General features: G+C 63.9%; 25 protein-coding genes. 14 read left to right on the top strand and 11 right to left on the bottom strand.

Translation table 11 applies throughout. The annotated features are described in order from the left end of the window. Positions 1-335 precede the first annotated feature (335 nt). The 4 genes from BHMPCIPO_RS11925 to BHMPCIPO_RS11910 all read left to right on the top strand — a co-directional run bounded on the left by BHMPCIPO_RS11925 (position 336) and on the right by BHMPCIPO_RS11910 (position 2,955). The gene (locus BHMPCIPO_RS11925; protein WP_173516947.1) at positions 336-1,109 is read left to right on the top strand and encodes a hypothetical protein; all 774 of its coding nucleotides are present in this window, start codon (positions 336-338) and stop codon (positions 1,107-1,109) included. Beyond that, positions 1,030-1,566, top strand: a complete 537-nt coding sequence (locus BHMPCIPO_RS11920; RefSeq protein ID WP_173516946.1) for a hypothetical protein — start codon at positions 1,030-1,032, stop codon at positions 1,564-1,566. Before BHMPCIPO_RS11925 ends, BHMPCIPO_RS11920 begins: the two co-directional genes overlap by 80 nt. Beyond that, a complete protein-coding gene (locus BHMPCIPO_RS32840) occupies positions 1,556-2,272 on the top strand; it encodes a helix-turn-helix domain-containing protein (protein ID WP_173516945.1) in 717 nt (238 codons plus the stop codon). Before BHMPCIPO_RS11920 ends, BHMPCIPO_RS32840 begins: the two co-directional genes overlap by 11 nt. Before the next feature lie 77 nt (positions 2,273-2,349). After that, entirely contained in the window at positions 2,350-2,955 is a 606-nt protein-coding gene (locus tag BHMPCIPO_RS11910) for a hypothetical protein (RefSeq protein ID WP_173516944.1), read from the top strand. Between the two features lie 225 nt (positions 2,956-3,180). Here the strand turns inward: BHMPCIPO_RS11910 and BHMPCIPO_RS11905 are convergent, their stop codons facing one another. From BHMPCIPO_RS11905 to BHMPCIPO_RS11880, 6 genes are all read right to left on the bottom strand, one after another. After that, a complete protein-coding gene (locus BHMPCIPO_RS11905) occupies positions 3,181-3,651 on the bottom strand; it encodes a nucleoside deaminase (protein ID WP_173516943.1) in 471 nt (156 codons plus the stop codon). 323 nt (positions 3,652-3,974) lie between these two features. Next, positions 3,975-4,439, bottom strand: coding sequence for a cupin domain-containing protein (locus BHMPCIPO_RS11900; RefSeq protein WP_173516942.1), 465 nt, complete (start codon positions 4,437-4,439; stop codon positions 3,975-3,977). 192 nt (positions 4,440-4,631) lie between these two features. After that, positions 4,632-5,582 carry an alpha/beta hydrolase gene (locus BHMPCIPO_RS11895; RefSeq protein WP_173516941.1) on the bottom strand — a complete coding sequence of 317 codons (951 nt, stop codon included), beginning with the start codon at positions 5,580-5,582 and terminating at the stop codon, positions 4,632-4,634. Positions 5,583-6,048: 466 nt separating this feature from the next. Then, entirely contained in the window at positions 6,049-6,636 is a 588-nt protein-coding gene (locus BHMPCIPO_RS11890; protein WP_210266435.1) for a sulfocyanin-like copper-binding protein, read from the bottom strand. A 214-nt stretch (positions 6,637-6,850) separates the two neighbouring features. Next, entirely contained in the window at positions 6,851-8,053 is a 1,203-nt protein-coding gene (locus tag BHMPCIPO_RS11885) for a ZIP family metal transporter (protein ID WP_210266434.1), read from the bottom strand. Further along, a complete protein-coding gene (locus BHMPCIPO_RS11880) occupies positions 8,050-9,195 on the bottom strand; it encodes a multicopper oxidase domain-containing protein (RefSeq protein ID WP_173516939.1) in 1,146 nt (381 codons plus the stop codon). Before BHMPCIPO_RS11880 ends, BHMPCIPO_RS11885 begins: the two co-directional genes overlap by 4 nt. 235 nt (positions 9,196-9,430) lie before the next feature. Between BHMPCIPO_RS11880 and mntR the strand changes: the two genes are divergently transcribed. Next, a complete protein-coding gene (gene mntR / locus BHMPCIPO_RS11875) occupies positions 9,431-9,886 on the top strand; it encodes a manganese-binding transcriptional regulator MntR (RefSeq protein WP_173516938.1) in 456 nt (151 codons plus the stop codon). Positions 9,887-9,973: 87 nt separating this feature from the next. Here the strand turns inward: mntR and BHMPCIPO_RS11870 are convergent, their stop codons facing one another. Beyond that, positions 9,974-10,555 (bottom strand): dienelactone hydrolase family protein, encoded by a 582-nt coding sequence (locus BHMPCIPO_RS11870; protein WP_173516937.1) that lies wholly within the window; start codon positions 10,553-10,555, stop codon positions 9,974-9,976. A 192-nt stretch (positions 10,556-10,747) separates the two neighbouring features. Here BHMPCIPO_RS11870 and BHMPCIPO_RS11865 point away from each other — a divergent pair, with 192 nt between their 5' ends. Beyond that, on the top strand, positions 10,748-11,830 hold the full coding sequence (locus BHMPCIPO_RS11865) for a D-alanine--D-alanine ligase family protein (RefSeq protein ID WP_173516936.1): 1,083 nt from the start codon (positions 10,748-10,750) through the stop codon (positions 11,828-11,830). 218 nt (positions 11,831-12,048) lie between these two features. After that, positions 12,049-12,552 (top strand): BA14K family protein, encoded by a 504-nt coding sequence (locus tag BHMPCIPO_RS11860; protein ID WP_173516935.1) that lies wholly within the window; start codon positions 12,049-12,051, stop codon positions 12,550-12,552. Between the two features lie 214 nt (positions 12,553-12,766). On the opposite strand, the gene BHMPCIPO_RS11855 is transcribed toward BHMPCIPO_RS11860, so the two are convergent. From BHMPCIPO_RS11855 to BHMPCIPO_RS11845, 4 genes are all read right to left on the bottom strand, one after another. Continuing rightward, positions 12,767-13,069, bottom strand: a complete 303-nt coding sequence (locus tag BHMPCIPO_RS11855) for a hypothetical protein (RefSeq protein ID WP_173516934.1) — start codon at positions 13,067-13,069, stop codon at positions 12,767-12,769. Between the two features lie 273 nt (positions 13,070-13,342). Beyond that, entirely contained in the window at positions 13,343-13,474 is a 132-nt protein-coding gene (locus BHMPCIPO_RS33445) for a hypothetical protein (protein WP_280137725.1), read from the bottom strand. Positions 13,475-13,615: 141 nt separating this feature from the next. Then, complete coding sequence (locus BHMPCIPO_RS11850) at positions 13,616-13,786, bottom strand: hypothetical protein (RefSeq protein ID WP_173516933.1); 171 nt, start codon at positions 13,784-13,786, stop codon at positions 13,616-13,618. 416 nt (positions 13,787-14,202) lie between these two features. Next, positions 14,203-14,565, bottom strand: coding sequence for a tetratricopeptide repeat protein (locus tag BHMPCIPO_RS11845; RefSeq protein WP_173516932.1), 363 nt, complete (start codon positions 14,563-14,565; stop codon positions 14,203-14,205). Between the two features lie 409 nt (positions 14,566-14,974). Between BHMPCIPO_RS11845 and BHMPCIPO_RS11840 the strand changes: the two genes are divergently transcribed. The 7 genes from BHMPCIPO_RS11840 (at position 14,975) to BHMPCIPO_RS11810 (ending at position 21,115) form a co-directional block, all read left to right on the top strand. Beyond that, entirely contained in the window at positions 14,975-15,364 is a 390-nt protein-coding gene (locus BHMPCIPO_RS11840) for a hypothetical protein (RefSeq protein WP_173516931.1), read from the top strand. Further along, complete coding sequence (locus tag BHMPCIPO_RS11835) at positions 15,249-16,688, top strand: terminase large subunit domain-containing protein (protein WP_173516930.1); 1,440 nt, start codon at positions 15,249-15,251, stop codon at positions 16,686-16,688. The genes BHMPCIPO_RS11840 and BHMPCIPO_RS11835 overlap by 116 nt, the downstream gene beginning before the upstream one ends. A 164-nt stretch (positions 16,689-16,852) precedes the next feature. After that, positions 16,853-17,986 (top strand): hypothetical protein, encoded by a 1,134-nt coding sequence (locus BHMPCIPO_RS11830; protein ID WP_173516929.1) that lies wholly within the window; start codon positions 16,853-16,855, stop codon positions 17,984-17,986. Between the two features lie 123 nt (positions 17,987-18,109). After that, the gene (locus BHMPCIPO_RS11825; protein WP_173516928.1) at positions 18,110-20,167 is read left to right on the top strand and encodes a portal protein; all 2,058 of its coding nucleotides are present in this window, start codon (positions 18,110-18,112) and stop codon (positions 20,165-20,167) included. Continuing rightward, complete coding sequence (locus BHMPCIPO_RS11820) at positions 20,164-20,379, top strand: hypothetical protein (RefSeq protein WP_173516927.1); 216 nt, start codon at positions 20,164-20,166, stop codon at positions 20,377-20,379. Before BHMPCIPO_RS11825 ends, BHMPCIPO_RS11820 begins: the two co-directional genes overlap by 4 nt. 88 nt (positions 20,380-20,467) lie before the next feature. Continuing rightward, on the top strand, positions 20,468-20,854 hold the full coding sequence (locus tag BHMPCIPO_RS11815; RefSeq protein WP_173516926.1) for a hypothetical protein: 387 nt from the start codon (positions 20,468-20,470) through the stop codon (positions 20,852-20,854). Between the two features lie 39 nt (positions 20,855-20,893). Then, the gene (locus BHMPCIPO_RS11810) at positions 20,894-21,115 is read left to right on the top strand and encodes a hypothetical protein (protein ID WP_173516925.1); all 222 of its coding nucleotides are present in this window, start codon (positions 20,894-20,896) and stop codon (positions 21,113-21,115) included. Positions 21,116-21,163: the final 48 nt, after the last annotated feature.

Genomic DNA, 21,163 nt, shown 5'->3' with positions numbered 1-21,163 from the left:
AATAGGATGTCAACGGAAATGAACGGTGTTCGCCCATCTGCGACGGATACCGGAAGCGGCTCGCCGGCGGCGGCGAGGAAATAGCTGCATTGGCGCGCAGGGAGCGCGATGGAATGGCCGTGCCAGACGGAGCGGCCAAACGCGAACGCATGGGAAGAAGGCATGGTGCAGGACGGTCTCAAAAGGGTTGCAGGGCAGGGCGGAGTTGCCCGGGAAGGCGAGGGCGGTGGTGCCCGGCCGGTTTCGCTGCGGCCCCGTTGCGCCGCCGTTTCGGCACGCGGCGGGGCAGTCGCGGCCGCATGCCGACTGACCCGGCCGAGCGGGGAGTAGCGACCATGCGCATCACCGCGATCGTCGAAGCCCTGGTCCAGTCCGGCGCATCGCCGGAGATGATCCTTGGCGCCGTGCGCGCCGCCGAGGCCGCACAGCAGTCGGAGATCGAGCGGCGCCGGGCAAGCGATCGCGAGCGGCAGCAGCGTCATCGGGCGCGCGTGACGTCACGCGATGTCACGGCGACCGGTGCCGCCCCCCTCTCTGATAAAGAAAGCTCCCCCGCACCCCCTAAAGAAATTAACTCTCCCGACACGACTCCGGAAGGCGGCGGCGATCAGCTCCGCCTTCACCGGCAGGAAGCCGATGCGCTGCGGGCCCCGCAGGGCCAGCGCAGGGCCAGCCGACTGCCCGCGACCTTCGAGCCCGACTGGGACTTCGCCGCCGGGCTGGGGTTCGGATCGGCCGAGGTGGCGATCGAATTCGACAAGTTTCGCGACTACTGGACCGCCAAAGCCGGCCGCAATGCCACCAAGCTCGATTGGGCGGCGACGTGGCGGAACTGGATGCGCAATGCCGGCCGGCCGGCGCTTCCGCCCCGCGCCTCGGGCCCGCCGGGTGCGCGGAACCCGGCCGGGGATACCGGGCCGCCGCGGCGCGGCTCTCGCCAGCAGGCGCCGCCGCACGAGACCGCCTTTGCCCGCCACCAGCGGGAATGCAGGCAAGCCATTGAAAACGAACTCAAAGGAAACCGAGACAATGACGCTTTCGGAGATGATGACCTTGCCGGCGGAGGCCCGGCTTTCGACCTTGAGCCGGGAGATTACCGCGCTCACTGAACGGCTGGCGCCGGCAGGCGAGGCAATGGTGCTGCGCAGCCTCGATGCGATGCAGACGGCCGGCATGACCATGCCGCCGGGGATCGAGCCGAAGAAGATCCTCGCCGTCTACCACTATGCGCTCGCCGGCGTGCCGGGCTGTGGGCTGGCGGCTGCGACGCAGAAGCTGATCCGCGGCGACTACGCCGCCGACGCCAACGTGCTGCTCGGCACGATCCCGAAGCCGCCGGTGCTGGCGGCACTGGCAAGGGCGGAGGCGCTGAGCATGCGGGCGGAGCTTGCCCGCAAGCGCGAGACGATCGCCGCCCTCGACAGCCTGAATGGCGGCCGGTCCGAGGCGAGCCGCGCCCGTGTTCGCGCGCGGCTCGAAGCGTTTCGCGAGACCCATGCAGCAGCCAAGGCCGCCAGCCAGAACGGAAGCACACCTGCAACCAGGGAGATCCACCATGCAGCCTGAGGCAGCGGAATTGGCAACGGGTGAGGTGGCCGCCGGTTGGGCCGCGGGCAATGGTGCGGCGACGGTAAGGGCGGTGCTCGGGGCGGATGGTGTCGCCGGCGGTGCCGCTGCCGCCGGCAGGGCGCGCCGGCGGCGCGGTGGAGAGGAGCCCGGCGCCGGCGCTCTCGGAAGGCGTAGGACGTCGGCGGACGACACGACCGGAGACGGGGCGGCGGGGCCGGGCGACGCGCAGGCCACGGGTTTGACCGGGACGGCCGCGGCCGGCGACGGGGAGGCGGCACCCGTCGCGAGCCTGGAGGATCTCGCCGGCATCGTCGCGGTTCAGGTGCGGGCGCAGGCGCGGCGGATCGCGGAGCTGGAACTGGCGCTTGCCGACGCGGAGGCGCGGCTTCTCTCGCAGGCGCGGGTGATCTGCGGGGCGGCGGATGCGGCGGGCGGCGATCTCTTCGGCCGGCGGCCGGTGCGGGAGATCATCAAGGACGTGCTCGGCGCCTATCCCGGCGTCACCTGGGAGGAGATCATCGGCGTCGGCCGCGAGCGGCGCCTGGTCGAGCCGCGCCATCGCTGCATGGCGGCCGTCTACGAGGAGCGCAAGGACCTGTCGCTGCCGGCGCTCGGGCGCATCTTCCGCCGCGACCATACGTCGGTGCTGCATGCGGTCACCAGGCGCGGCGCCAGTCGCCAGCGGCAACCTTCCAATTCTTAACCGATCCTGCATCCACGCCGGGCCGGGCGATGCCGGCCGGCGGCCATGATGAGCGAATGAAACGAGGAAACGACACGATGACATCCAAGGCAGAACGCATCCGCATCAAGCGCGCCAGCCGGGCGGGCCGGCCACGCAAGGCCGGTGTGGCGCGCTATCCCGGCGGGCAGATCAAGCACGGCGAGACCGAGCGGGAGGCGCGCGCGGTGGCGCTCGACGCGCGCAGGCGCCTGCATTTTTCCGGCAGGCGCGACGTCGACGCGGCAAGCCCCTTTGCCGGCTACACGCTCGGCCGCATGTTCCTCGACGGCAAGCTGACGGCGCATGAGCGCGAGGCCGGCGACGAGTACGCCCGGCAGATGGCGCGCTATTACAGCCTCACCGGCATTCCCTTTCCGAGTGTCAGGGCGCAGTCGCTCTTCAGCGTCAAGGGCTTTGCCGGCGAGACCAGCGCCGAGCGCGCCAGGAGCGCCCGCCAGGCGGCGAACCGGATGATGGAACTGGAAGGTGTGCTGCTGAAACTCAAGGACGGACCGCAGGTGAAGACGACGGTCTTCAACGTCTGCATCATGGATTACGAGATGCTGCGCACCATGCCCGAGCCGCAGCTTGCCTGGCTGAAGCGCGGGCTGACCGAGCTGCACTGGCACCTGGGGCTGTCGCGGGAGAAGGAGGGGGCGTGAGGTACGGATCGGCCCGCAAGCCGGACACGGGGCGGCTGCCGGTACGCCCTCGGCCCTCGATGCAGGGTAGCCCGGCAACGACTGCCTGTCTGTCCTTTGGTCGGAGCCGACGAACGGACAAAACATGCGGCAATTCAAGGGACTACAGCACTTTTGCTCGTCCGGTAAGGTGCGGGGGTTTCCGCGGGGGCTCCCGGCCTTCGCATGGCGAGCGGAAGGGGCGCGTCAGCGCCGCCAGAAAGTCCGATGCGGGCTGAGCAGTTCGTCCTCGATCTCGGGGAAGGGGCCGACGACTTCGATCGGCTTCTGGCCGGAGGCAAGCACCGTGCGCGATGAAAGGTTCATGGTCGGGTTCTCGGGGTGGTCGCCGGTCTCGGCCAGCAGCTTTTCCTCCTCGAAGCCATAGACCAGGCGACCGATATTGGCCCAATAGAGCGTGCCGGTGCACATGGCACAGGGCTCGCCGGTCGAAACCAGCGTGCAGGACCAGAGGAATTTCGCCGGATAGGCGGCCGCGGCGCGTCGGGCGAGCTCGGTCTCGGCGTGATGCACGGTGTCGATATTGCCCTGGCGCATCAGGATGCGGTCGTCGGGGCCGACGAGGACCGCGCCGAAAGGATGATGGCCGTGCTCAGCTGCCGCGCGCGCGACGTCATCGGCGGCGCGCAGGTGGGCAATCATCTGATCGCGGGTCATGGTCGGTCGCTCCTGAAATGTCTTCGACGACAGCACCTCCAGCGCCGCGCGCCCTGTCAGACGCGCAAAGGCCGCTGTAGAGCTTTGATTTTCGGCACGTCCTCAAATCGAGGTCGATTTAGGGGGACATGCAGTAGGTCTGGCTCCATTCGGGCGATGATAACCCGAAAATCGAACGGCCGATATCGGCGTGGCGTGGGCTTTTCCTCGGACCACCGCGATGCTCGTTGTTACCAAAACCAAGGCTTCCTGCCCGCCGGCGAGACCGGCGCATCGCCCGGCCTCCCACCAGAAATTGCCTTCGCCGGCGACGGACCGCGGGGTCAATCCTTGGCCGGAAAGGCGGACAACAGGGTGATGCCGAATTTCGGCGACGCCGTGCGCAGTCGGTCAAGCTCCTCGGATGTCGGCGGTTCGGCCGCTTCGCCTGGCCGGCGTTCGCGGCCGGCCTCTTCCAGAAACCGGTCGAAGATGGCCGGCGTGCCGATCAGAATATAGCGCGCCGGCCGTCGGCTGATATTGATCAGCTGGTGCGGCACCCCGCGCATGAGAAAGATGCTCTGGCCAGCGGTCAGCCGGTGCGGGGTGCCGTCGATCACCGCCGTCATTTCGCCCTCGAGCATGTAGAGGGTTTCATCGTCGCCCTCATGTACGTGGATCGGTGTCCTGGTATCGCCCCCGCTGACATTTTCAAAGAGGCAGAACTGGCCGTTGGTCTGGCTGCCGGCGAGCAGGCGCTTCATGACGACGCCGGCGAGGATGAATTCTTTCGTGTCCATGCTGTTCATCGCAAACATCCTTTCACTGTAGCGGTTGGCTGCAGTTTGAAGAAGGCGCTGCGGCATGGTTCCATGAACAGGGGGCGATAAGAGGACCGGAGAGGCAGGAATTTGCGGCATTAGATGGCAAAGACCACCAAACGCGGCTTACACATCTGAATTAAAAAGAAATTTCCGTTAATAGCATGATCGACCGCCGCCTCAGGAAGCGTTCGCCAGCTTTTCTTCGCGGGCGATGCGGGCGTCGAGGTCTTTCAGGCGATGCTTGACGGCGGGGTTGTCGGGCCGCAGCGACAGTGCGTCCGTCAGCATGGCGCGCGCCGTCATCAGATTGCCGTCGCCGATGTGGCGGTTGGCGCGGTGGTAGAGGAAGTTGACCCGTTCCACCGGGGCGAAGCGATCGCCGAAGCGGGCGTGAAGGGCGTCAGCCCAGGCCGGGTGGCGGGCCATGGCGGCGACGGCGTTCTGGTAGGGGCGCATCGGCGCTTCGATCCGCGCGGAGCGGGCCAGGGAGCGCAGCGCGGCAAGGTCATGGGCACGACAGGCATTGATCAGCGCCAGCGCGCGCTCGGTTCCGGTGAAGGCCCTGACGGTGCCGTGACCGGTCATATGCACCGGGACGAGCTGCGTTTCCGCCTGCAGTTGCGCTATGCGCTCGGCATGCCGGCGATCGATCGCGTGGAACGGATCGTAGAAGAGATAGGCGCGGCCGGCGGCATGATCGGGGGCGATGCCCATGTTGGCGTGCAGGTCGGGCGAGAAATGCCTGAGAAAGCGGTTGTCGTAGGGAACGGCCTTGGGATTGATCGAGACCTGCGGGCAGAAGGCGATGGCCGTGGTGGCATTGAAGCGCCGGCGGTAGCGAAGGGCGGCATAACCGCCCTGGGAATGGCCGTAGAGGATGCGCTCAGGCGCCGCGCGCAGGATCGGTGCCGCGACCTCGACCGCCTTGACCACGCTTGCGGCCGGGAACCAGTTGGGACGGCAGCTGATGAAGCCGAGGGCGGCGATATCCGCCTTCTCGCAAAAGCGCTGGCCCCAGTAGCGGCTGCCGTTTGCCTGGATCTCCATTTCGTTGAAGGTGATCAGAAGGTAAGGCGAGGCGCCCGGGCGATGGATGACCTCGAGGTTTTCGTCCGCGTAGATGAGCACGACTTCTCCGAAGTATTTCAAGATTTGCAGTAGTATAATTCCAAATTCCGAAGCTTGTTCGGTGATGTTATATTAGCGTGAGTTCGCGTGGGATTTCCAGTGCCTGGGACTTTCTGCAGGAGGATTTCAATTTCAATTCGGCTGACGGCGTCAGCGGTGGTTGTTTCGACGGCTTTCGGCCCGAAGCGGCCATAGAGGCCCGGGTTTTTAAGGACGAGTTTGCGCCTTCTTTCCGGTCACGAAGCCCACCCAAGCGGTATCTCGAAAGCGGACAAGGCAAAGGGCTGGGAAGGTGGCATGCTTGCGCCCAACGCGGAACCGGAGACCGCGAAGTTCACGATCCGACCCAAAGCCGCCGCTCGCCGACAACCTCCGGATTGCCGGTGCTGGCCCCAAAGCGGTCCCCGCTGTGTCAAGTGTCCACCTGGGCCGAAAACGGTAGCCACAGGAGAGCGGTCTGCTGACCTTACGGACGCCCTGGCGGCTGCTCCTGCGGAAATTTGCTTTCGTCAACGATTGCGACTGCCTGCTCGAGACTGTCGCTCACCTCAAAATTAATCCAGTGTCCGTCCATCAGGTGCGTTTGCCTTGCACAGGCGAGGAAGTAGTTCCCGACCTGCTTCGCAACGAAGTTGAGTTGTCTCCGCTCATTGAGTTTGATGCCCTGTGGTGGATCGGTGTACGCCCCCCAGATCGCATCCTCAGCCGTCAATTTCACTGGCATCTCCGACTGAGCGTACACCCTGGTCACCATCAGGCTGTGCCGGAATGACGAAGACCCGTTAATGAATTCGATGTGCACCGTCCATGCTGCTGGCACGACGATGGTAAGATTGCCGCCCCAGTACCCGTTGAAGTCAATGATGTCGGTCCGGATATTTCCCCTGCGGAACCGCTCGACCTGGTTCCAATCGGCGATAATTTCAATCGCCACCGTATTGGCTGTAGGATCGTTCTTGATCCAGCTTGGAACGAAAGGTTCCCCAGCCGATACGAATCCCGGCAGGCTGCCCAAGCCGAACGCCAGAAGGGCAAGGCGGGTAAAGCGCACCATCGCCACGCTCCTCCCGAAAAGCAAGCAGGCGACCGCAATCACGGGTCGACCAAACCCTGTAGGGAACAAAAGATACTCTCAAAATAAGATCCAGACCAGCAAGTGCACCATCTGGTATTGTTGGTCAACGCCAGACGAGCTGGTCCATATCCGTTTGGCGCTGAGCCTCGGCCGCGCAGCGTCGGGTGCGCAGCGCGGCTTCCCTGTTTGTCGGCTAGATCTTCACCAGCATCGCGGTCGTGTACATGAAGGCGAGGCCGGCGGTCAGGCCTGACATGACGGGCATCGTCAGCAGTTCCGTCAGGCGTCCTTCATGGCTTCGGGCCATCGCTGCGGCCACCTCGACGATCACCTGCAGGATTGCGCCGGCGCCGATCGCGAGCGCGAGCGCTGACCAATGCGGGGCGTAGGAGAGGCTGCCCAGCCACATGCCGAGGACGGCGGGGCCGCCCGCCAGCAGGGCCAGCGCGCCGAACCGCCAGAGCGGCGGTCGTGTCTTCAGGATCGGCGCGGCGATGGCAATGCCTTCGGTGATGTTGTGCAGCGTGAAGCCCATCACGAGGAAGGTTCCGAGGCCGGCGGCGCCGGCGGCGAAAGCAGCGCCGATGGCGAGGCCTTCGCCAAGATTGTGCAGCCCGATGCCGAGGGCGATGTAGGTGGCGAGCGCAAGACCGCTCGGCCGACCCTCGCGTCGCGAGATGGCCATCAGCAGCAGGAACGCCGCGGCGGCGGCGAGGAAGACCATGGCCGAGCCCTGGAAGATGGCGGCGGACTGCCCGGCAAACTCGAGCGCCTCCTCGATCGTATCGATGAACAGGAAGCCGAGCAGGCCGATCGTCATCGCCAGCAGGAAGCTCATCATGGCCGCTCCGGCCCCGCGCAGCGCCGGATAGAACATCAGGCCGATGACGATCGGGACGATGCCGACAAAGGCACCGAGCAGGGCCTGCGATGTCAGGGTATCGGAGGACGCGACCGGCGTCGGCACGGCGACGGGGACTTCATGCTCGAAGGTTGCCCCGGTATTGGTGACCAGCGTCACCTTATGCGCCTCCCCAAGCACCCAGGGGAACGGGACCGAAACCCAGGCGGAGCTGCCGCGCGCGATCGGTCCGGGCGGGGTCTGGTCGAACTGCCAGTAGGCGGCGTCCACCTGAACCTGCGCAATGGTCATCGCCTCGGAACCGCCGCCGCGGACGAGAAGGCGCAAGCCGTCATAATCGAGGATCGTGCGTTCGACCGTCAGGTTCTCGACCGGCGGTGCGCCGTTGTTGAAGCTGGCGAGCGGGTTGGCGACCGTAAGCCACCAGAAAGCGGCGATCAGGACCGCGAGCGGGGCCAGCAGCCACAAGAGGTTCCGTCGCCTTGGCCCGGTTTCGACGGCCTGATTGCCTTCGATCGTCACACGTTCGTTCATGACAGTGCCTCGACGACATCGAACATGCCCATCCAGCCGAGTTCGGTGAACTCCGACTGGTGTGCATGGAACATGTAGAGACCGGGTTCATGGTTCTGGTCGGCGTAGCTGAATTCGAGAATGCCGCGTTGCGCCTGGCACTGGGTGATGAGATCGACCGTCTTCAGCGTCGGCGTCAGCGACGTTCCGGTATCGAAGTAATTGAAGAAGTTTCCATGCAGGTGGAAGGAGTTGATCGGGTCGAACTCGGTCACGTTCATCAGATAGATGCGGACCGGCCGGTGGCGCACGATCTTGATCGGCTGCTTGGCGAAGCAATGGGCGACGGTGTTGCAGGCGTAGAACTCGTTCTCGCCGTCGAAATTGGTATCGAAGGCGTTCATCACCATCGCCAATTCCTGCCATTCGGCGTTCTCAGGCGTGCCGAGCAGGCGCGAGCGGGCGACGTCGACGAATTCGGGATGACGGTTAGGGTCGGGGTCGACCACGAACATGCCGTACATGCCCTTGTGCATGTGCCTGGCGAGCGGCGTCGCATGACAATGATAGAGATGGCAGCCGAACGGCTTGGCGTCGAATTCGTAGACGAATTCCTCACCCGGCTGGATCACGCCCGCGCCCGGAACACCATCCATGCGCGCCGCATGGATGCCGTGGAAGTGCATCGAATGTGGATGGGAGCCGTAGTTCCTGAAGACGATCCGCAGCCGGTCTCCTTCCGTGGCCCGAAGCGCCGGGCCGGGGACCCGACCGTTGAAGGTCCAGGCGGGAAACATCACGCCCGGCGCGATCTCGATTTCCTTCTCCTCGGCCGTCAGCTCGAAGCTGCGCAGTCGGCGGCCGTCCGGCAGCGTCAACACCGCGCCCGTGTACCAGTCGGTCAGCATCGCGGTCGGATCGAAGCCGTTGCGGGCATTGTCGACGTCACCGACCGTAATCATCGCGCCGTGGGAAACCGCATGATTAGGCGCGGCCCGTGTCGGTGTTCCCGGCCCGGGCGAACCGCCGTGGCCGCCATGACCGGCAGGCATCGGCTGTTGGCCGAGGGTCTCGCGGGCCGTCACGGCCGCCCCCGCCGTGGCGGCAAGGCCAGCACCGAGAAATCCCCGTCGACTGAGAAGGGATGGCAACCAACGAGCCATGATCGCCTCCTTATATAGCAATTTCGATTAATAGAAGCACAATGACAAGAATATAGCAATGGCTATATTGTCGTTTGTCAACCCGCGGCCCGGTGCCTGCTGCATGTCTTCCTCCTTGAATCGACCTCGGTTTAAAAGGCGCGCGGCGCTGTAGCGGCGTGAAGAACTGTAGTCCGTTGCAATATGGTATAGCTAAGGCTAAGATTTTTCCTGTGAAGTGCATCAAGGAAATCGCATGTCCATCAAGCCGACACCAGAGACCTTCCAGGGCGTCCTCGTTGACGCGGATACGCAGATCGAGAGCTTTCGCCAGACGCGCAACAGCCGACGGACGGAACTCGTCGAAGACTATGTGGAGCTGATCGCCGACCTGATCGCCGACGGCGGCGAAGCGCGCCAGGTCGACATCGCCCACAGGCTCGGTGTCGCGCAACCGACCGTCGCCAAGATGCTCAAGCGTCTGGCCGCCGAGGGGTTCATCCAGCAAAAGCCCTATCGCGGGGTTTTCCTGACTGCCCGAGGCAATGAACTCGCCGCGCGCAGCCGTGAACGACACCACATCGTCGAAAGCTTCCTCTGCGCGCTCGGCATCAGCCCGGAGACGGCGCGCATCGACGCGGAGGGCATCGAGCACTATGTGAGCGCCGAAACCCTCGAGGCGTTCAAGTCGCACCTCGCCAAGCTCGGCTAGAGAATGTCGGAACTGTGCCGGGTCGCCGCCGCACTTTTGAAGAGCTGCATTTTCTGGGACCGCCGGTTACGGGATTGGTTCCGTCGCTCAGACCCGGTCGAGGAACGAGAGCACCCGTTGCGTCAGCAGCTTGGTGGCCTCCGCGTCATAGGAGGGCAGCGAGCTGTCGGCGAAGTAATGCTGGTCGCCGGGATAGAGGAACAGCGCGGCGTCCTCGGCCTTTTCGACGAGCTCGCGGGCGGCGTCGATGTCGCCTTCGCCGACGAAGATCGGGTCGTTGTCCATGCCGTGGATCTGGACGGGCACGCGTTGCGGCCAGGGGCCGAAGGACCATTGGCCGCTGATCGGAATGCAGGAATAGAAGAGCAGGGCGCCACGGGCGCCGGGCCGGGTCTGCGCGAGCTTCTGCGCCGGCAGGACGCCGAAGGAGAAGCCGGCATAGACGAGATCCTGGGGAAGCGTCTCGGCGAGGCGCACGCCGCGCTCGCGCATCTCGTCGAAGCCGACCTCACCGACATAGGCGAGGCCTTCCTCGATGCTCTCGAAGATGCGCCCCTCGAAGAGATCGGGCAGGTGCACCTTGTGCCCGGCGGCCCGCAGTTCATCGGCGAAAGCGCGCATGCCCGGGGTCAACCCCTGGGCGTGGTGGAAGATCAGGACCTCGGCCATCGACGGCTTCTCCTATTCAAAATTGATCTGGCGTTCCAAATTCCTGTTGCCGCCCGGAGGTTCAGGCGGCGTTGCGAGGGCTTGAGAAAATTTTCCTGTCGCAGCGATAGCACATTTCCTTGACGTCTTGTTGCCATCTTCGCCCGCTTCCTTGCGAATCCGCATTGGCCACGATTCTGAAGGAAAGATGTCATGACAGGGAAGCTGCGAATTGCCGTGTTGTTTGGCGGCCGCTCGGCGGAGCACGAGGTCTCGCTGATGTCGGCGCGCAACGTCGTCGCCGCGCTCGACCGCAGCCACTACGAGATCGTGCCGATCGGTATTACCAAGGACGGGCGCTGGCTGCTCGTCGAGCTTGAAAACGGCGAGCTGCCGCCGGCCATTCCGGCCGAGGGAACGCAGGTTGCGCTGATCCCGGGCGGCAAGGGGCAGGCGGTGACCATTGCCGCCGACGGAACACAGGGACTGCTGCCGGCCGTCGACCTGATCTTCCCGGTGCTGCACGGGCCGTTCGGCGAGGACGGGACGGTGCAGGGCTATGCCGAGACGGCCGATGTCGCCTATGTCGGCTGCGGCGTTGCGGCCTCGGCAGTGGCGATGGACAAGGCGCTCGCCAAGCGGCTGCTTGCGGCCGAAGGGCTGTCGGTCGCCCGCGCCATCGCCCTTCACCAGGGGGATGGCTATTCCGGCGAAACCATCCTGGAAATGCTGGGATTGCCGGTCTTCGTCAAGCCGGCACGGCAGGGATCATCCGTCGGCGTCAGCCGTGTCGACAGCCTCGAGGGGCTTGCAGCCGCGCTCGACGAGGCGTTTCGCCACGACGACAAGGTGCTGATCGAGGAGTTCGTGCAGGCCCGGGAGATCGAATGCTCGGTGCTGGAAGACGCCAAGGGCGGGATCACCGTGTCGCGGCCGGGCGAGATCATCCCCGCCGAAAGCCACGGCTTCTACAGCTACGACGCCAAATATGTCGATGCGGGCGGCGCGATCGTGAAGGCGCCGGCGGATCTGGCCGAGGAGGTGAGCGCGCAGGCGCAGGAGATGGCGGAGCGGGCCTTCCGGGCGCTTGCCTGCGCCGGCATGGCGCGGGTGGACTTCTTCCTGCGGCCGGACGGAAGCCTCGTCATCAACGAGATCAACACCATTCCCGGCTTCACCAATATCAGCATGTACGCCAAGGCGCTTGCGGCAGACGGCATCTCCTACGGCACGGCGGTGGAGACGCTGATTGCGCATGCGCTGGAGCTTCGCGGGACGCAAGCGCAGCGGCCGTGAGGTGCCACGCAACTGCGCTTGCTGGTTGCGTTTGCATAGTAAAGCACGTCGCGATCTTTCAGATTCGCTCCTTGTGCTTTAAGCCTTTGATATTTCGCATGTCGTTATCGCAATACCGCTGCGCACTTTTGCGCGACATACTTTAGGGTTGCTGCATTCATTGTGGGTTCACGTCATTCCGCGAAACTGCGCCTGTTTCCAAACGGACAGGTGATGAAATGAAGAAGATTGCCATCGTCGTAATGGCGGCGGTTACGGCTCTTTCGGGCATCACGCCGGCGAACGCCGTGCCGGCTGTTGCCATCGAGCGGGTGCAGAAGAGCGATGTCGAACTGGTGCGTAACGGACACGGTAACGGCCACGGCTGGGGCCATGGCCGTTACCGGCCGCGTTGGCATGGTCGCTACGGGGCCTATCGCCCGGGCTACCGGCCGGGATGGCATGGCGGCTACCGCTATGGCTATTACAATGGCTACCGCGGCTATCGCTACGAGCGCTACGGCTATCGACGCCACTATGACGGCTGGTGGTATCCGCTGGCGGCCTTCGGTGCGGGAGTCGTGATCGGCGGCGCCATTGCCGCCCCGCCGCGCCGGTACGAGCCGGGCATGAGCCAGCGTCATGTCGACTGGTGTTATGCGCGCTACCGCTCCTACCGCGCCTATGACAACAGCTATCAGCCCTATGGCGGCCCGCGCCAGCAGTGCTACTCGCCCTATTGATCGAGGCGAAGAATTCGGAAAAGAGGCCCGCCGGTCGCCGTGACCAGCGGGCTTTTTGTTGGGGCTTGCAAGCCGGAGAGATCGCTCCTTGCGCTCTAAGCCTTTGCGCGACAGGCCTTGAAGTCGCGATCTCTCAGATTCGCTCCTTGCTTTAAGCCTTTGATATTTCGCATGTCGTTATCGCAAAACCGCTACGCACTTTTGCGCGACAGGCTTAGCGGCTGCTTTTCGGAAGTTCTTCGTCGAAGCGGGTCTTGTCGCGCGCCGGGTCGTCGTCGATGATCTTCTCCTCGCTGTCTGCGGGCAAGGCGTCATCCGGCTTCACATTGGCCTCGTCGCGGCTCGGTACGGGCGGCACCCGGCCCTGATCGACCGGCGGCAGGTCATCGCCCTCCGGCAGTTGGTCGGCCGGCACGGGCGGAATCTTGCCGAGGGGCGCGCTGCCCGGCCCGGCCGGCCCAGGCCCGTCTTCCGGTGTCTGGCTGAGATCCCGTGATTTCGGGTGCGGCTTGCTCATCCTCGCATCTCCTCGGTTGATCCTTGTTCAATTGATCCTTGTTCAGGAGTAAGGCGAGGGGGCGGGAAAGGTTCCGATTTCAGGGGGAGTGGCAAGCCCTGTTTGCCTGCGGCCATCGAGACAGGCAGCGGCGCCGGAACGCGCGTGCCGCGGCTGCCAGGCGGGGACGGGTCTACAGCACGTCGCGATCTTCCGGATTCGCGCCTTGCCCTTCAGGTTATTGATTTCGCATGTCGCTATCGCAAAGCGGCTGCGGACTTTGCGCGACAGGTCTTAGAATTTCAACCGCGCGTCGTCGTGCTCGGGAGGTCGGTGCGCGTCCTTGCGGCGCATTCCGTAGGCAAGCGCGAGCCCCAGGATGGCGGAACCGACGACGATGGCGGCGAGTGCGAAGAAATTCTCCATGGCATTTTCCTCCCAAGGGGAAGCTTAACACAGAATGCGCGCAAACAAATGGCGCGGCACCGAGATTGCGCGTCATGGTTACTCAACGCGTTTCGGCGCCGGAGGTTCAATCGAGACGCGCCGATGCGAGGCGCGACATGCTTAGTAGCCGGAGCTTCCGCCGCCCTGGCTCATGCCCTGGGCGCCGCCTTGCATGCCTTGGCTTCCCTGGCTTGGGGCAGGGGCGGAGTTGCGACTGGCCTGGTCGGTGGTGCAGCCGGCGAGCGCGAGAAGCGCTGCGAAAATCACAACAAACAGGTCTCGTGGGGTCATGGAACCCTCCCGTCGTCGTGGGAGCGACCCTTGGCCGTCTCGCCATCGAACCGGACACGGCGCGCCTCTCGGCCCCCGGCGGGAGATTGGGAAGACCGCTGGGCACGGGGCGACGTCGTGCGCCGATCGCCACTATATCACCAATCGATGACGCGTGCCGGGAGGCGGATGGGGCGAGCGATGCCGCCGAAACGAAGTCCGCCAAGAAAACGAACATAACGAGAACAAATTTTGTCCGGAGGGCTTGCCAAGCGTCAGGATGCGGGCTAAGGATATTACAGGCTGGCCGTTTCGTCATTGAAGCGGCCTTTTTGATTCCGGGCTTCAGCCGAGCGGCGCTCGCGACAATGGCGCAACGGCGCGGTCATCACCGATCGTTACTTCGCAGGGTTACGTGGAAGACAGGCTGGCGCTCGTCACGCTTCCTGCTTGACGATCTTGCCGGAAACGACGCGGACAGGTTCGGGGCGCGGGCGGCCGATGCTGCGAAGCCAGCGCGAGGCCTCTTTCGGGTCACGCTCGACGCCGAGCCCCCTTTGATAGATGGTGACGAGACGGGCCTGCGCAGCGGGATGACCCTGGCGGGCGGCCTGCCGGTTCCAGTGAAGCGAGGCGGCGTAGTGTTCCTCGCTGCCGTCGTTGAAGTAGATTTCGGCGAGTTTTGCCTGGGCCTCGACGTTGCCGGAGGTCGCCAGTTCAAGCAACCTGGGCGAGATATTCGCTACGGAGGGGCGTGGGGTGATAATGGTCTTCAACTTACTGAACGCGTTGCGGATCATCTGACACCTGTTGCATCCATCGCATGGTTCCCACGGCGGGACTTCCAGACTGACAAACTGTTCAAAAATTTGAACTACTTTGGCTCGTTCCCGGCTGCCGCCTGCGCGGCATCGGCACCCGTCGCGCATTTCCTCCCGCAAGGCCCAAGGCAGGGCGATCCGGCGCGACGTATTGACTATCTAATACAACCTGAAGTCAAGTTTGCAAGCGTGACTTTCGGCGTGACACCAGCAATTTTTTGTGACCTGCCGTCACGCTTGGCGCACGCTTTCGCGGCGGGTGCGGCGCTTGACGATTGCCAAGCGGCCGGCTGCTGCAGGCGCCGAGGCAGGGTCGCTGGCCGGCGGCTGCAATCTCTGCCGACGCCGGGCCGGCAACGGATGCACTGGCCCGAGCGGAGCAAATCCCATGACGAGCAAACCTGCCAAGGACCCGAAGACCGGGCGCTTTCTGCCGCGTGCCGACCGCGCGGGCGCGATCCCCCGGCCGCGCGCCCGCAAGGCGGTACGCACCAGGCTCGGCGAGCTCTTTCTCGAAGACATGCTTTCGGCCTGGGAAGCCCGAGGGGCGGCGGCGATCCATGCGCTGATCGAGAAGAACCCGCATGATTTCCTCAAGGCCGTGGCGGCGCTGATGCCGAAGGACGTGACCATCAATCCAAACCAGATCGGCGAGATGACGGATGAGCAACTTCTCGAGCGGATCCGCAAGCTCGACCAGGCCATCGGGCCTTTCCTTGCTGCTCAGGGAGCGGATGGAACTGGCGATGGAGATCGGGCGGCGGCAGAACACGAATAGGCTGCGCTATTACCGGCCCTATGCGAAGCAGACGGAATTCCACGCGGCCGGCACCCGCTTTCGTGAGCGGCTGTTCATGGCCGGCAACCAGCTCGGCAAGACGCTGGCCGGTGCCGCGGAAGCGGCGATGCATTTGACAGGCGACTATCCCGAATGGTGGGCGGGCCGACGGTTCGAGCGCCCGATCACGATGATCGGCGGCTCGGAATCGCACGAGCTGACACGCGATGGCGTGCAGCGGCTGCTCGTCGGCCCGCCGATGAGCGAGGAGGACTGGGGCACCGGCTATCTGCCGAAAGCAGCGCTCTCCGGCTGGACGCGGCGTTCCAGCGCCTCCGGCGCGCTCGACAGCGTGACGGTGCGCCACGCTTCGGGCGGCACCTCGACGCTGCTTCTGAAAGCCTATGAGCAGGGACGGGCGAAATGGCAGGCGAACACGGTGGACTATGTCTGGTTCGACGAGGAGCCGCCGGAGGACGTCTATTTCGAGGGCATTACCCGCACCAATGCGACGGGCGGTTCGGTCGCCGTGACGTTTACACCGCTGAAGGGTATGAGCGCGGTCGTCGGCCGCTATCTGCTGGAGCCTTGCGAGGACCGGACCGTGGTGACCATGACGATCGACGATGCCGAGCACTATACGCCCGAGGAGCGCGCGAAGATCGTCGCCAGCTATCCGGCGCACGAGAAGGAAGCGCGCACCAAGGGCGTGCCGACGCTCGGTTCCGGCCGGATCTTCCCGGTGACGGAAGAACAGATCCGCGTCGAGCCCTTCGAGATACCCCGGCATTGGGTGCAGATCGGCGGGCTCGACTTCGGCTGGGACCACCCCTTTGCCGCAGCCCTTTGTGCCTGGGACCGGGATGCCGATATCTTCTACGTAACCCGCTGTTACCGCGAGCGCGAAGCGACGCCGATAATTCATGCGGCGAGCTTGAAACCCTGGGGCACCTGGCTGCCCTGGGCCTGGCCGCATGACGGGCTGCAGCACGACAAGGGCTCGGGCGAGCAGCTTGCGGCGCAATATCGCGGGCAGGGGCTTTCCATGCTGCCGGAACGGGCGACCTTCGACGATGGCAGCAACGGTGTCGAGGCGGGTGTCTCCGACATGCTGCAGCGGATGCAGACCGGGCGCTTCAAGGTGTTTTCCACCGCTAGCGAATGGTTCGAGGAATTCAGGCTCTACCACCGCAAGGACGGCCGGATCGTCAAGGAACGCGACGACGTGATTTCGGCCAGCCGCTACGCGCTGATGATGAAACGCTTTGCCCGGGTGAAGGCGAATGACGCCGCCTGGGCCTTTACCGATCGGAAGGTTCTTTGATCGGCTTACCCAAGGCCGCTCCAACGCAACCGATCTCGTTGCTGCTCACCAAGGGCGGCTTGCCTGTGGCGCCAGAGCCCGGGTCGGTCCGCAGGACACTTCAATACACAACGCCAGGAGAAATCGATGGTTACCAGCGTCGTCACCACGTCGGGGAACAAGACATGCATGGATTTCAGCACGAACCAGTGGCACGGCTATGTAGGCGGAAGCACGCCCATGGCCTTTGGGTGGATGGTCCGCTGCATCCGTGGCGCGATGCCAACGGCACGCCGACGTTCATCACCGGTCATTCCGAAGGGTACCGCTACAACGTCGTCTACGACTGGCACAATGGTCAGACCTGGACCAACTGGAATGCGGGCCGGCACTGGAATTCGCCACGCGACACCGTTGAAGGGCACTATGCCAACCGTCATTGGATCATGTCGCCATACGCCCGCGGCTCGCTGGTGGTTGGCCTGACCCACCACGAATTCTACCAGTCGTCGACGACGATCGGCGGGGTGCCAGGCTTCAATTCCCATGCCTATGGGTTCAATACCCGCTGGGTGAATGCAATCGGCTATGTGCGCTCGACCAATGACGGTCAGGCCTGGACGGTCCCGAATCCCGGGGATTTCGGTCAAAATCATCACAACGTTCGCTGCGTGCTGATTCCGGAGCCGTGGTCCTACCAGTCCATCAACACGGCCTACGGGTTCCTGCATCCTTCGAACATCGTGAAGGAAGGCAATTATTATTATGCCTTCGTGGAGGTTCGTAACTTGCCGGGGAACACGACGCTGCTCGACAACGGCTTCGCGATCATCCGCACGTCCAACCTCGACGCTTCGGTCGGCTGGCAGTTCTACAACAGTGCCAACCAGTGGGAGACGGTGAACCACCAATACTATCAGGGCAACATCGCGCCGCAGCAGCCGAAGATCTTCTTCAGGGTCGCAGGCTACAACCCCTATACCATGTATGACCAGAACGGCCGCATGGCGCAGAGCATCCGCTATCACGTGCCCACGCAGAAATGGGTTCTGTTCGGCTATACCGGACTGCAGGCGAATGGCTTCTGCTACTGCGTGTCGGATACGCTCGTCAATCCGCAATTCGAGGCGAACGGCCGCCGCATGGTGAGCCTCGCCGGCGGTGGCGCCATGAACGAATACCACAGCAATCACTACATCAGCGTGTTCGATCCCAACTCCCAGGATCAGAACTATCAGACGATCCTCGGCAACAGCGCGGTCGTCATTACGGCCGATGAAGGCGTGCGCTACAAGATTGGCACGATCCAGATCAGCTGATTTCACAAGCAAAAACAACGCGACGACGTTCTTCGGCCAGCCGCTACGCGCTGATGATGAAACGCTTTGCCCGGGTGAAGGCTGATACCCCGCCTGGGCCTTTACCGATCGGAAGGTTCTCTGATGGCAGCGATGACGAAAACGGAACTGACGGACCTGGTGAGCCAGCTCGTCGGGGATTGCGAGGATTATCGCGACCAGCTCTCGGCGGCGCGTGTCAGGGCGATGGAATATTACGATGGGGTGATGGCCGACGTGCCGGCCGAAGTGAACCGCTCCAAGGTGATTTCGCGCGATGTGCGCGCGGCGGTGAAGAAGGTGCTGCCTTCGCTGATCCGCACCGTGCTCGGCAATGACAAGGTGGTGGAGTACCAGCCGGTCAACCAGGGCGACGAGGCGGGGGCCGAGCAGGCGACCGACTATATCAACTACGTCGTCTTTCCCGAAAGCGACGGCTATGACGCGGTGCAGGACGCGGCGCACGATGCGCTGAAGCTCGGCAACGGCGTGATCCGCTGGTGGTACGAGAAGAGAAAAAGCGTCGAGGTCTCGACCCATAGCGGACTCGACGAGGCCGCCCTTGTGCAACTGATCGCCGACGACACGGTGGAGGTGCTGGAACAGGCGCAGACCATGGAGCGGATCGAGCTGCCGACCGGGCCGGTGGAGCAGCCGGTCTTCACCGTGAAGATCCGCCGCACGGCCGAGCGCGGGGCGACAAGGCTTGCGGCGGTGCCGCTCGAGGAGTTCCTCGTTCATCCGGACGCGATCTCGATCGACGACAGCCCGATTGCCGGCATCAAGCGGCGGATGCGTCGTTCGGACCTGATCGCCATGGGCTATGACCGCGATCTGGTCGAAGGCTTTGCCATTGCCGGCAATGCCGACGGCGAGGACGAGGAATTTGCCCGCAGGCGTGGCATCTTCGGCGACGGCGAGGAGACCGCAAAGGCGCTGCAGGAGGTCGATTACTACGAGCTCTATGTGAAGGTGGATGCTGACGATGACGGCATTGCCGAGCTTCGCCGGCTGGTCTTTGCCGGCGGCACCGGGGCCGACAATCTGCTCGAGGACGCGGAATGGGACGAGGTGCCCTTTGCCGATCTCATCACCGAGCGGCGGCCGCACCAGCGCGAGGGCAACGCGATCACCGACGACATGGCGGAGATCCAGCGGGTGAAGACTGTGCTTCTGCGCCAGACGCTCGACAACCTCTACTGGCAGAACAACCAGCAGCCGATCGTGCAGGAAGGAGTGATCCAGAACCCGGAATCGGTGCTGAACCCGAAGTTCGGCCAGCCGATCCGCGTCGGCCAGGGCGTCGATGTGCGCGGCGCCGTCGGCTATACGGCGGTGCCGTTCGTGGCGGGGGAATCCTTCTCCATGCTCGGCTATCTCGACCAGGAGGCGACCGACCGCACCGGCATTTCCGACGCGTCGAGCGGCCTGGCACCGGATGCGCTGCAGAACATGACGGCGAAGGCGACGGCACTCGTCGAGCAGGCGGGTATCGGCCAGACGGAGCTGATGGTGCGCACCTTTGCGCAAGGGCTTCGCCGGGTGTTCAAGGGCCTGCTTGGTCTTGTCATCAAGCACCAGGACCGGCCGCGGACGGTGCGCCTGCGCGGGCAATGGGTGAGCTTCGACCCGCGCCACTGGAACGCCGGCATGGACGCGACCGTCAATACCGGGCTTGGCGCCGGAACGCGCGAGCGCGACATGCTGATGATCCAGATGATCCAGCAGTTGCAGGAAAAACTGCTGACCACCCTCGGGCCCGACAATCCTTACGTCTCGCCGGACAACCTCTACAACGGCATTGCCAAGACGGTGGAGGCGGCCGGGCTGAAATCCCCCGACCTCTACTTCACCAAGCCGACGCCGGAGGATATCCAGCGGCGGCTGCAGGCGGCTCAGCCGCAGCAACAACCGGACGCGGCGATGCAGCGCCTGCAGGTGGAGGCACAGCTTGCCGCCGAGAAGGCCCGCATGGAGAGCGAGACCGCACGGCGCAAGCTGGAGATGGAACGCGAGCTGAAGCTTGCGGAGATCCAGCAAAACGGCGCCTTGAAGCGCTACCAGATCGACGCCGAACTCAACCTCAAACGCGAGCAGAACCTGGCCGAAATGGCCGGCGGCACGGCGCCGACTGCGGCGCATATCGGAGGACAACCGGGATGATCAGAAGCGGCGGAGGAGATTTTGATTGCACGACCAATGTGACGAGGGCGATACGCGGTATCGGACCATTTGGTGAGGTGGAAGAAACAATGTGGCCCTTCGCACTCGACAGTCAGTTGCGCAGTTTGGGTAAACACGTCGGCGAAGCCAATGATCTCCAGAGCCTTCGGCACTTGCTGGGGAAAAAAGGCCGCGCGGGCGTCAATAAATAATCTGCGACAGAACCTGGGGTGGCAAAGAACGGCCACAATCTTCAAGGTAGTGTCGCGCCCACTTCTCCATCATGAACACGAGCGCTAGATGCAATACGTGCTTTGGAACACCGTCCGCGTTCTTGTTTGCTACGCGGTCATGCTGATCGTTGCGAAGCTCGTCTATCAGCATCACTTCCAGTGGTACATGGCACCCTATCATACGATCTACTTTATCGTCGCGTTCGTACCGCTTCCCACCGTCTCCCTTCGCAGGCGCATTCTGTTGATCACTGCCTTCATGCTGCTCACCGTTATGGCTCGATCATACGACTGGGCGGTTATGTTTGGTCCGTTTGAAGTCTCATCGTTCGTCTCGGGCTTGGTTTCATCTTCTCTGAATAGCTGGATCAGCCCCAACTACCTGGTCTTCGTCCTCACCTATGTTTTCCTGGATACCCGCCTTGTGCGGCGGTTCTGTCCGGCGGTCGCATGACTCTACAACGGCATTACCAAGACGGTGGGGGCGGCGGGGTTGAAATCGCCCGACCTCTACTTCACCAAGCCGACGCCGGAGGATATCCGGCGGCGGATGCAGGCGACTGAGCAGCAGCAGCCGGATGCGGCGATGCAGCGCCTGCAGATGGAGGCGCAGCTTGCCGCCGAGAAGGTCCGCATGACTGTGAATACGACCATCCGGGCGAAGGCCGTGGCGATCGAGAAGCCAGGCGAAGAAGGCGCGCGGATCAGGGATTAGGCTGCGGACACAGGCCGCCACCGGAAAGGAATGCTTTCCAGAGGTTGC

The sequence above is a fragment of the Ensifer sesbaniae genome, assembly GCF_013283665.1.
In the GTDB taxonomy this organism is placed as follows: Bacteria; Pseudomonadota; Alphaproteobacteria; order Rhizobiales; family Rhizobiaceae; genus Ensifer; species Ensifer sesbaniae.
The sequence above is the reverse complement of the archived record's forward strand: the minus strand, read 5'-3'. Positions and strand labels throughout refer to the sequence as shown.

Bases quoted from the DNA above. Each gene is read 5' to 3' on its own strand.
- BHMPCIPO_RS11925 (WP_173516947.1), top strand. From the start codon at position 336: ATGCGCATCACCGCGATCGTCGAAGCCCTGGTCCAGTCCGGCGCATCG.
- BHMPCIPO_RS11920 (WP_173516946.1), top strand. From the start codon at position 1,030: ATGACGCTTTCGGAGATGATGACCTTGCCGGCGGAGGCCCGGCTTTCG.
- BHMPCIPO_RS32840 (WP_173516945.1), top strand. From the start codon at position 1,556: ATGCAGCCTGAGGCAGCGGAATTGGCAACGGGTGAGGTGGCCGCCGGT.
- BHMPCIPO_RS11910 (WP_173516944.1), top strand. From the start codon at position 2,350: ATGACATCCAAGGCAGAACGCATCCGCATCAAGCGCGCCAGCCGGGCG.
- BHMPCIPO_RS11905 (WP_173516943.1), bottom strand. From the start codon at position 3,651: ATGACCCGCGATCAGATGATTGCCCACCTGCGCGCCGCCGATGACGTC.
- BHMPCIPO_RS11900 (WP_173516942.1), bottom strand. From the start codon at position 4,439: ATGAACAGCATGGACACGAAAGAATTCATCCTCGCCGGCGTCGTCATG.
- BHMPCIPO_RS11890 (WP_210266435.1), bottom strand. From the start codon at position 6,636: ATGGTGCGCTTTACCCGCCTTGCCCTTCTGGCGTTCGGCTTGGGCAGC.
- BHMPCIPO_RS11885 (WP_210266434.1), bottom strand. From the start codon at position 8,053: ATGAACGAACGTGTGACGATCGAAGGCAATCAGGCCGTCGAAACCGGG.
- BHMPCIPO_RS11880 (WP_173516939.1), bottom strand. From the start codon at position 9,195: ATGGCTCGTTGGTTGCCATCCCTTCTCAGTCGACGGGGATTTCTCGGT.
- mntR (WP_173516938.1), top strand. From the start codon at position 9,431: ATGTCCATCAAGCCGACACCAGAGACCTTCCAGGGCGTCCTCGTTGAC.
- BHMPCIPO_RS11870 (WP_173516937.1), bottom strand. From the start codon at position 10,555: ATGGCCGAGGTCCTGATCTTCCACCACGCCCAGGGGTTGACCCCGGGC.
- BHMPCIPO_RS11865 (WP_173516936.1), top strand. From the start codon at position 10,748: ATGACAGGGAAGCTGCGAATTGCCGTGTTGTTTGGCGGCCGCTCGGCG.
- BHMPCIPO_RS11860 (WP_173516935.1), top strand. From the start codon at position 12,049: ATGAAGAAGATTGCCATCGTCGTAATGGCGGCGGTTACGGCTCTTTCG.
- BHMPCIPO_RS11855 (WP_173516934.1), bottom strand. From the start codon at position 13,069: ATGAGCAAGCCGCACCCGAAATCACGGGATCTCAGCCAGACACCGGAA.
- BHMPCIPO_RS33445 (WP_280137725.1), bottom strand. From the start codon at position 13,474: ATGGAGAATTTCTTCGCACTCGCCGCCATCGTCGTCGGTTCCGCCATC.
- BHMPCIPO_RS11850 (WP_173516933.1), bottom strand. From the start codon at position 13,786: ATGACCCCACGAGACCTGTTTGTTGTGATTTTCGCAGCGCTTCTCGCG.
- BHMPCIPO_RS11845 (WP_173516932.1), bottom strand. From the start codon at position 14,565: ATGATCCGCAACGCGTTCAGTAAGTTGAAGACCATTATCACCCCACGC.
- BHMPCIPO_RS11840 (WP_173516931.1), top strand. From the start codon at position 14,975: ATGACGAGCAAACCTGCCAAGGACCCGAAGACCGGGCGCTTTCTGCCG.
- BHMPCIPO_RS11835 (WP_173516930.1), top strand. From the start codon at position 15,249: ATGAGCAACTTCTCGAGCGGATCCGCAAGCTCGACCAGGCCATCGGGC.
- BHMPCIPO_RS11830 (WP_173516929.1), top strand. From the start codon at position 16,853: ATGCATGGATTTCAGCACGAACCAGTGGCACGGCTATGTAGGCGGAAG.
- BHMPCIPO_RS11825 (WP_173516928.1), top strand. From the start codon at position 18,110: ATGGCAGCGATGACGAAAACGGAACTGACGGACCTGGTGAGCCAGCTC.
- BHMPCIPO_RS11820 (WP_173516927.1), top strand. From the start codon at position 20,164: ATGATCAGAAGCGGCGGAGGAGATTTTGATTGCACGACCAATGTGACG.
- BHMPCIPO_RS11815 (WP_173516926.1), top strand. From the start codon at position 20,468: ATGCAATACGTGCTTTGGAACACCGTCCGCGTTCTTGTTTGCTACGCG.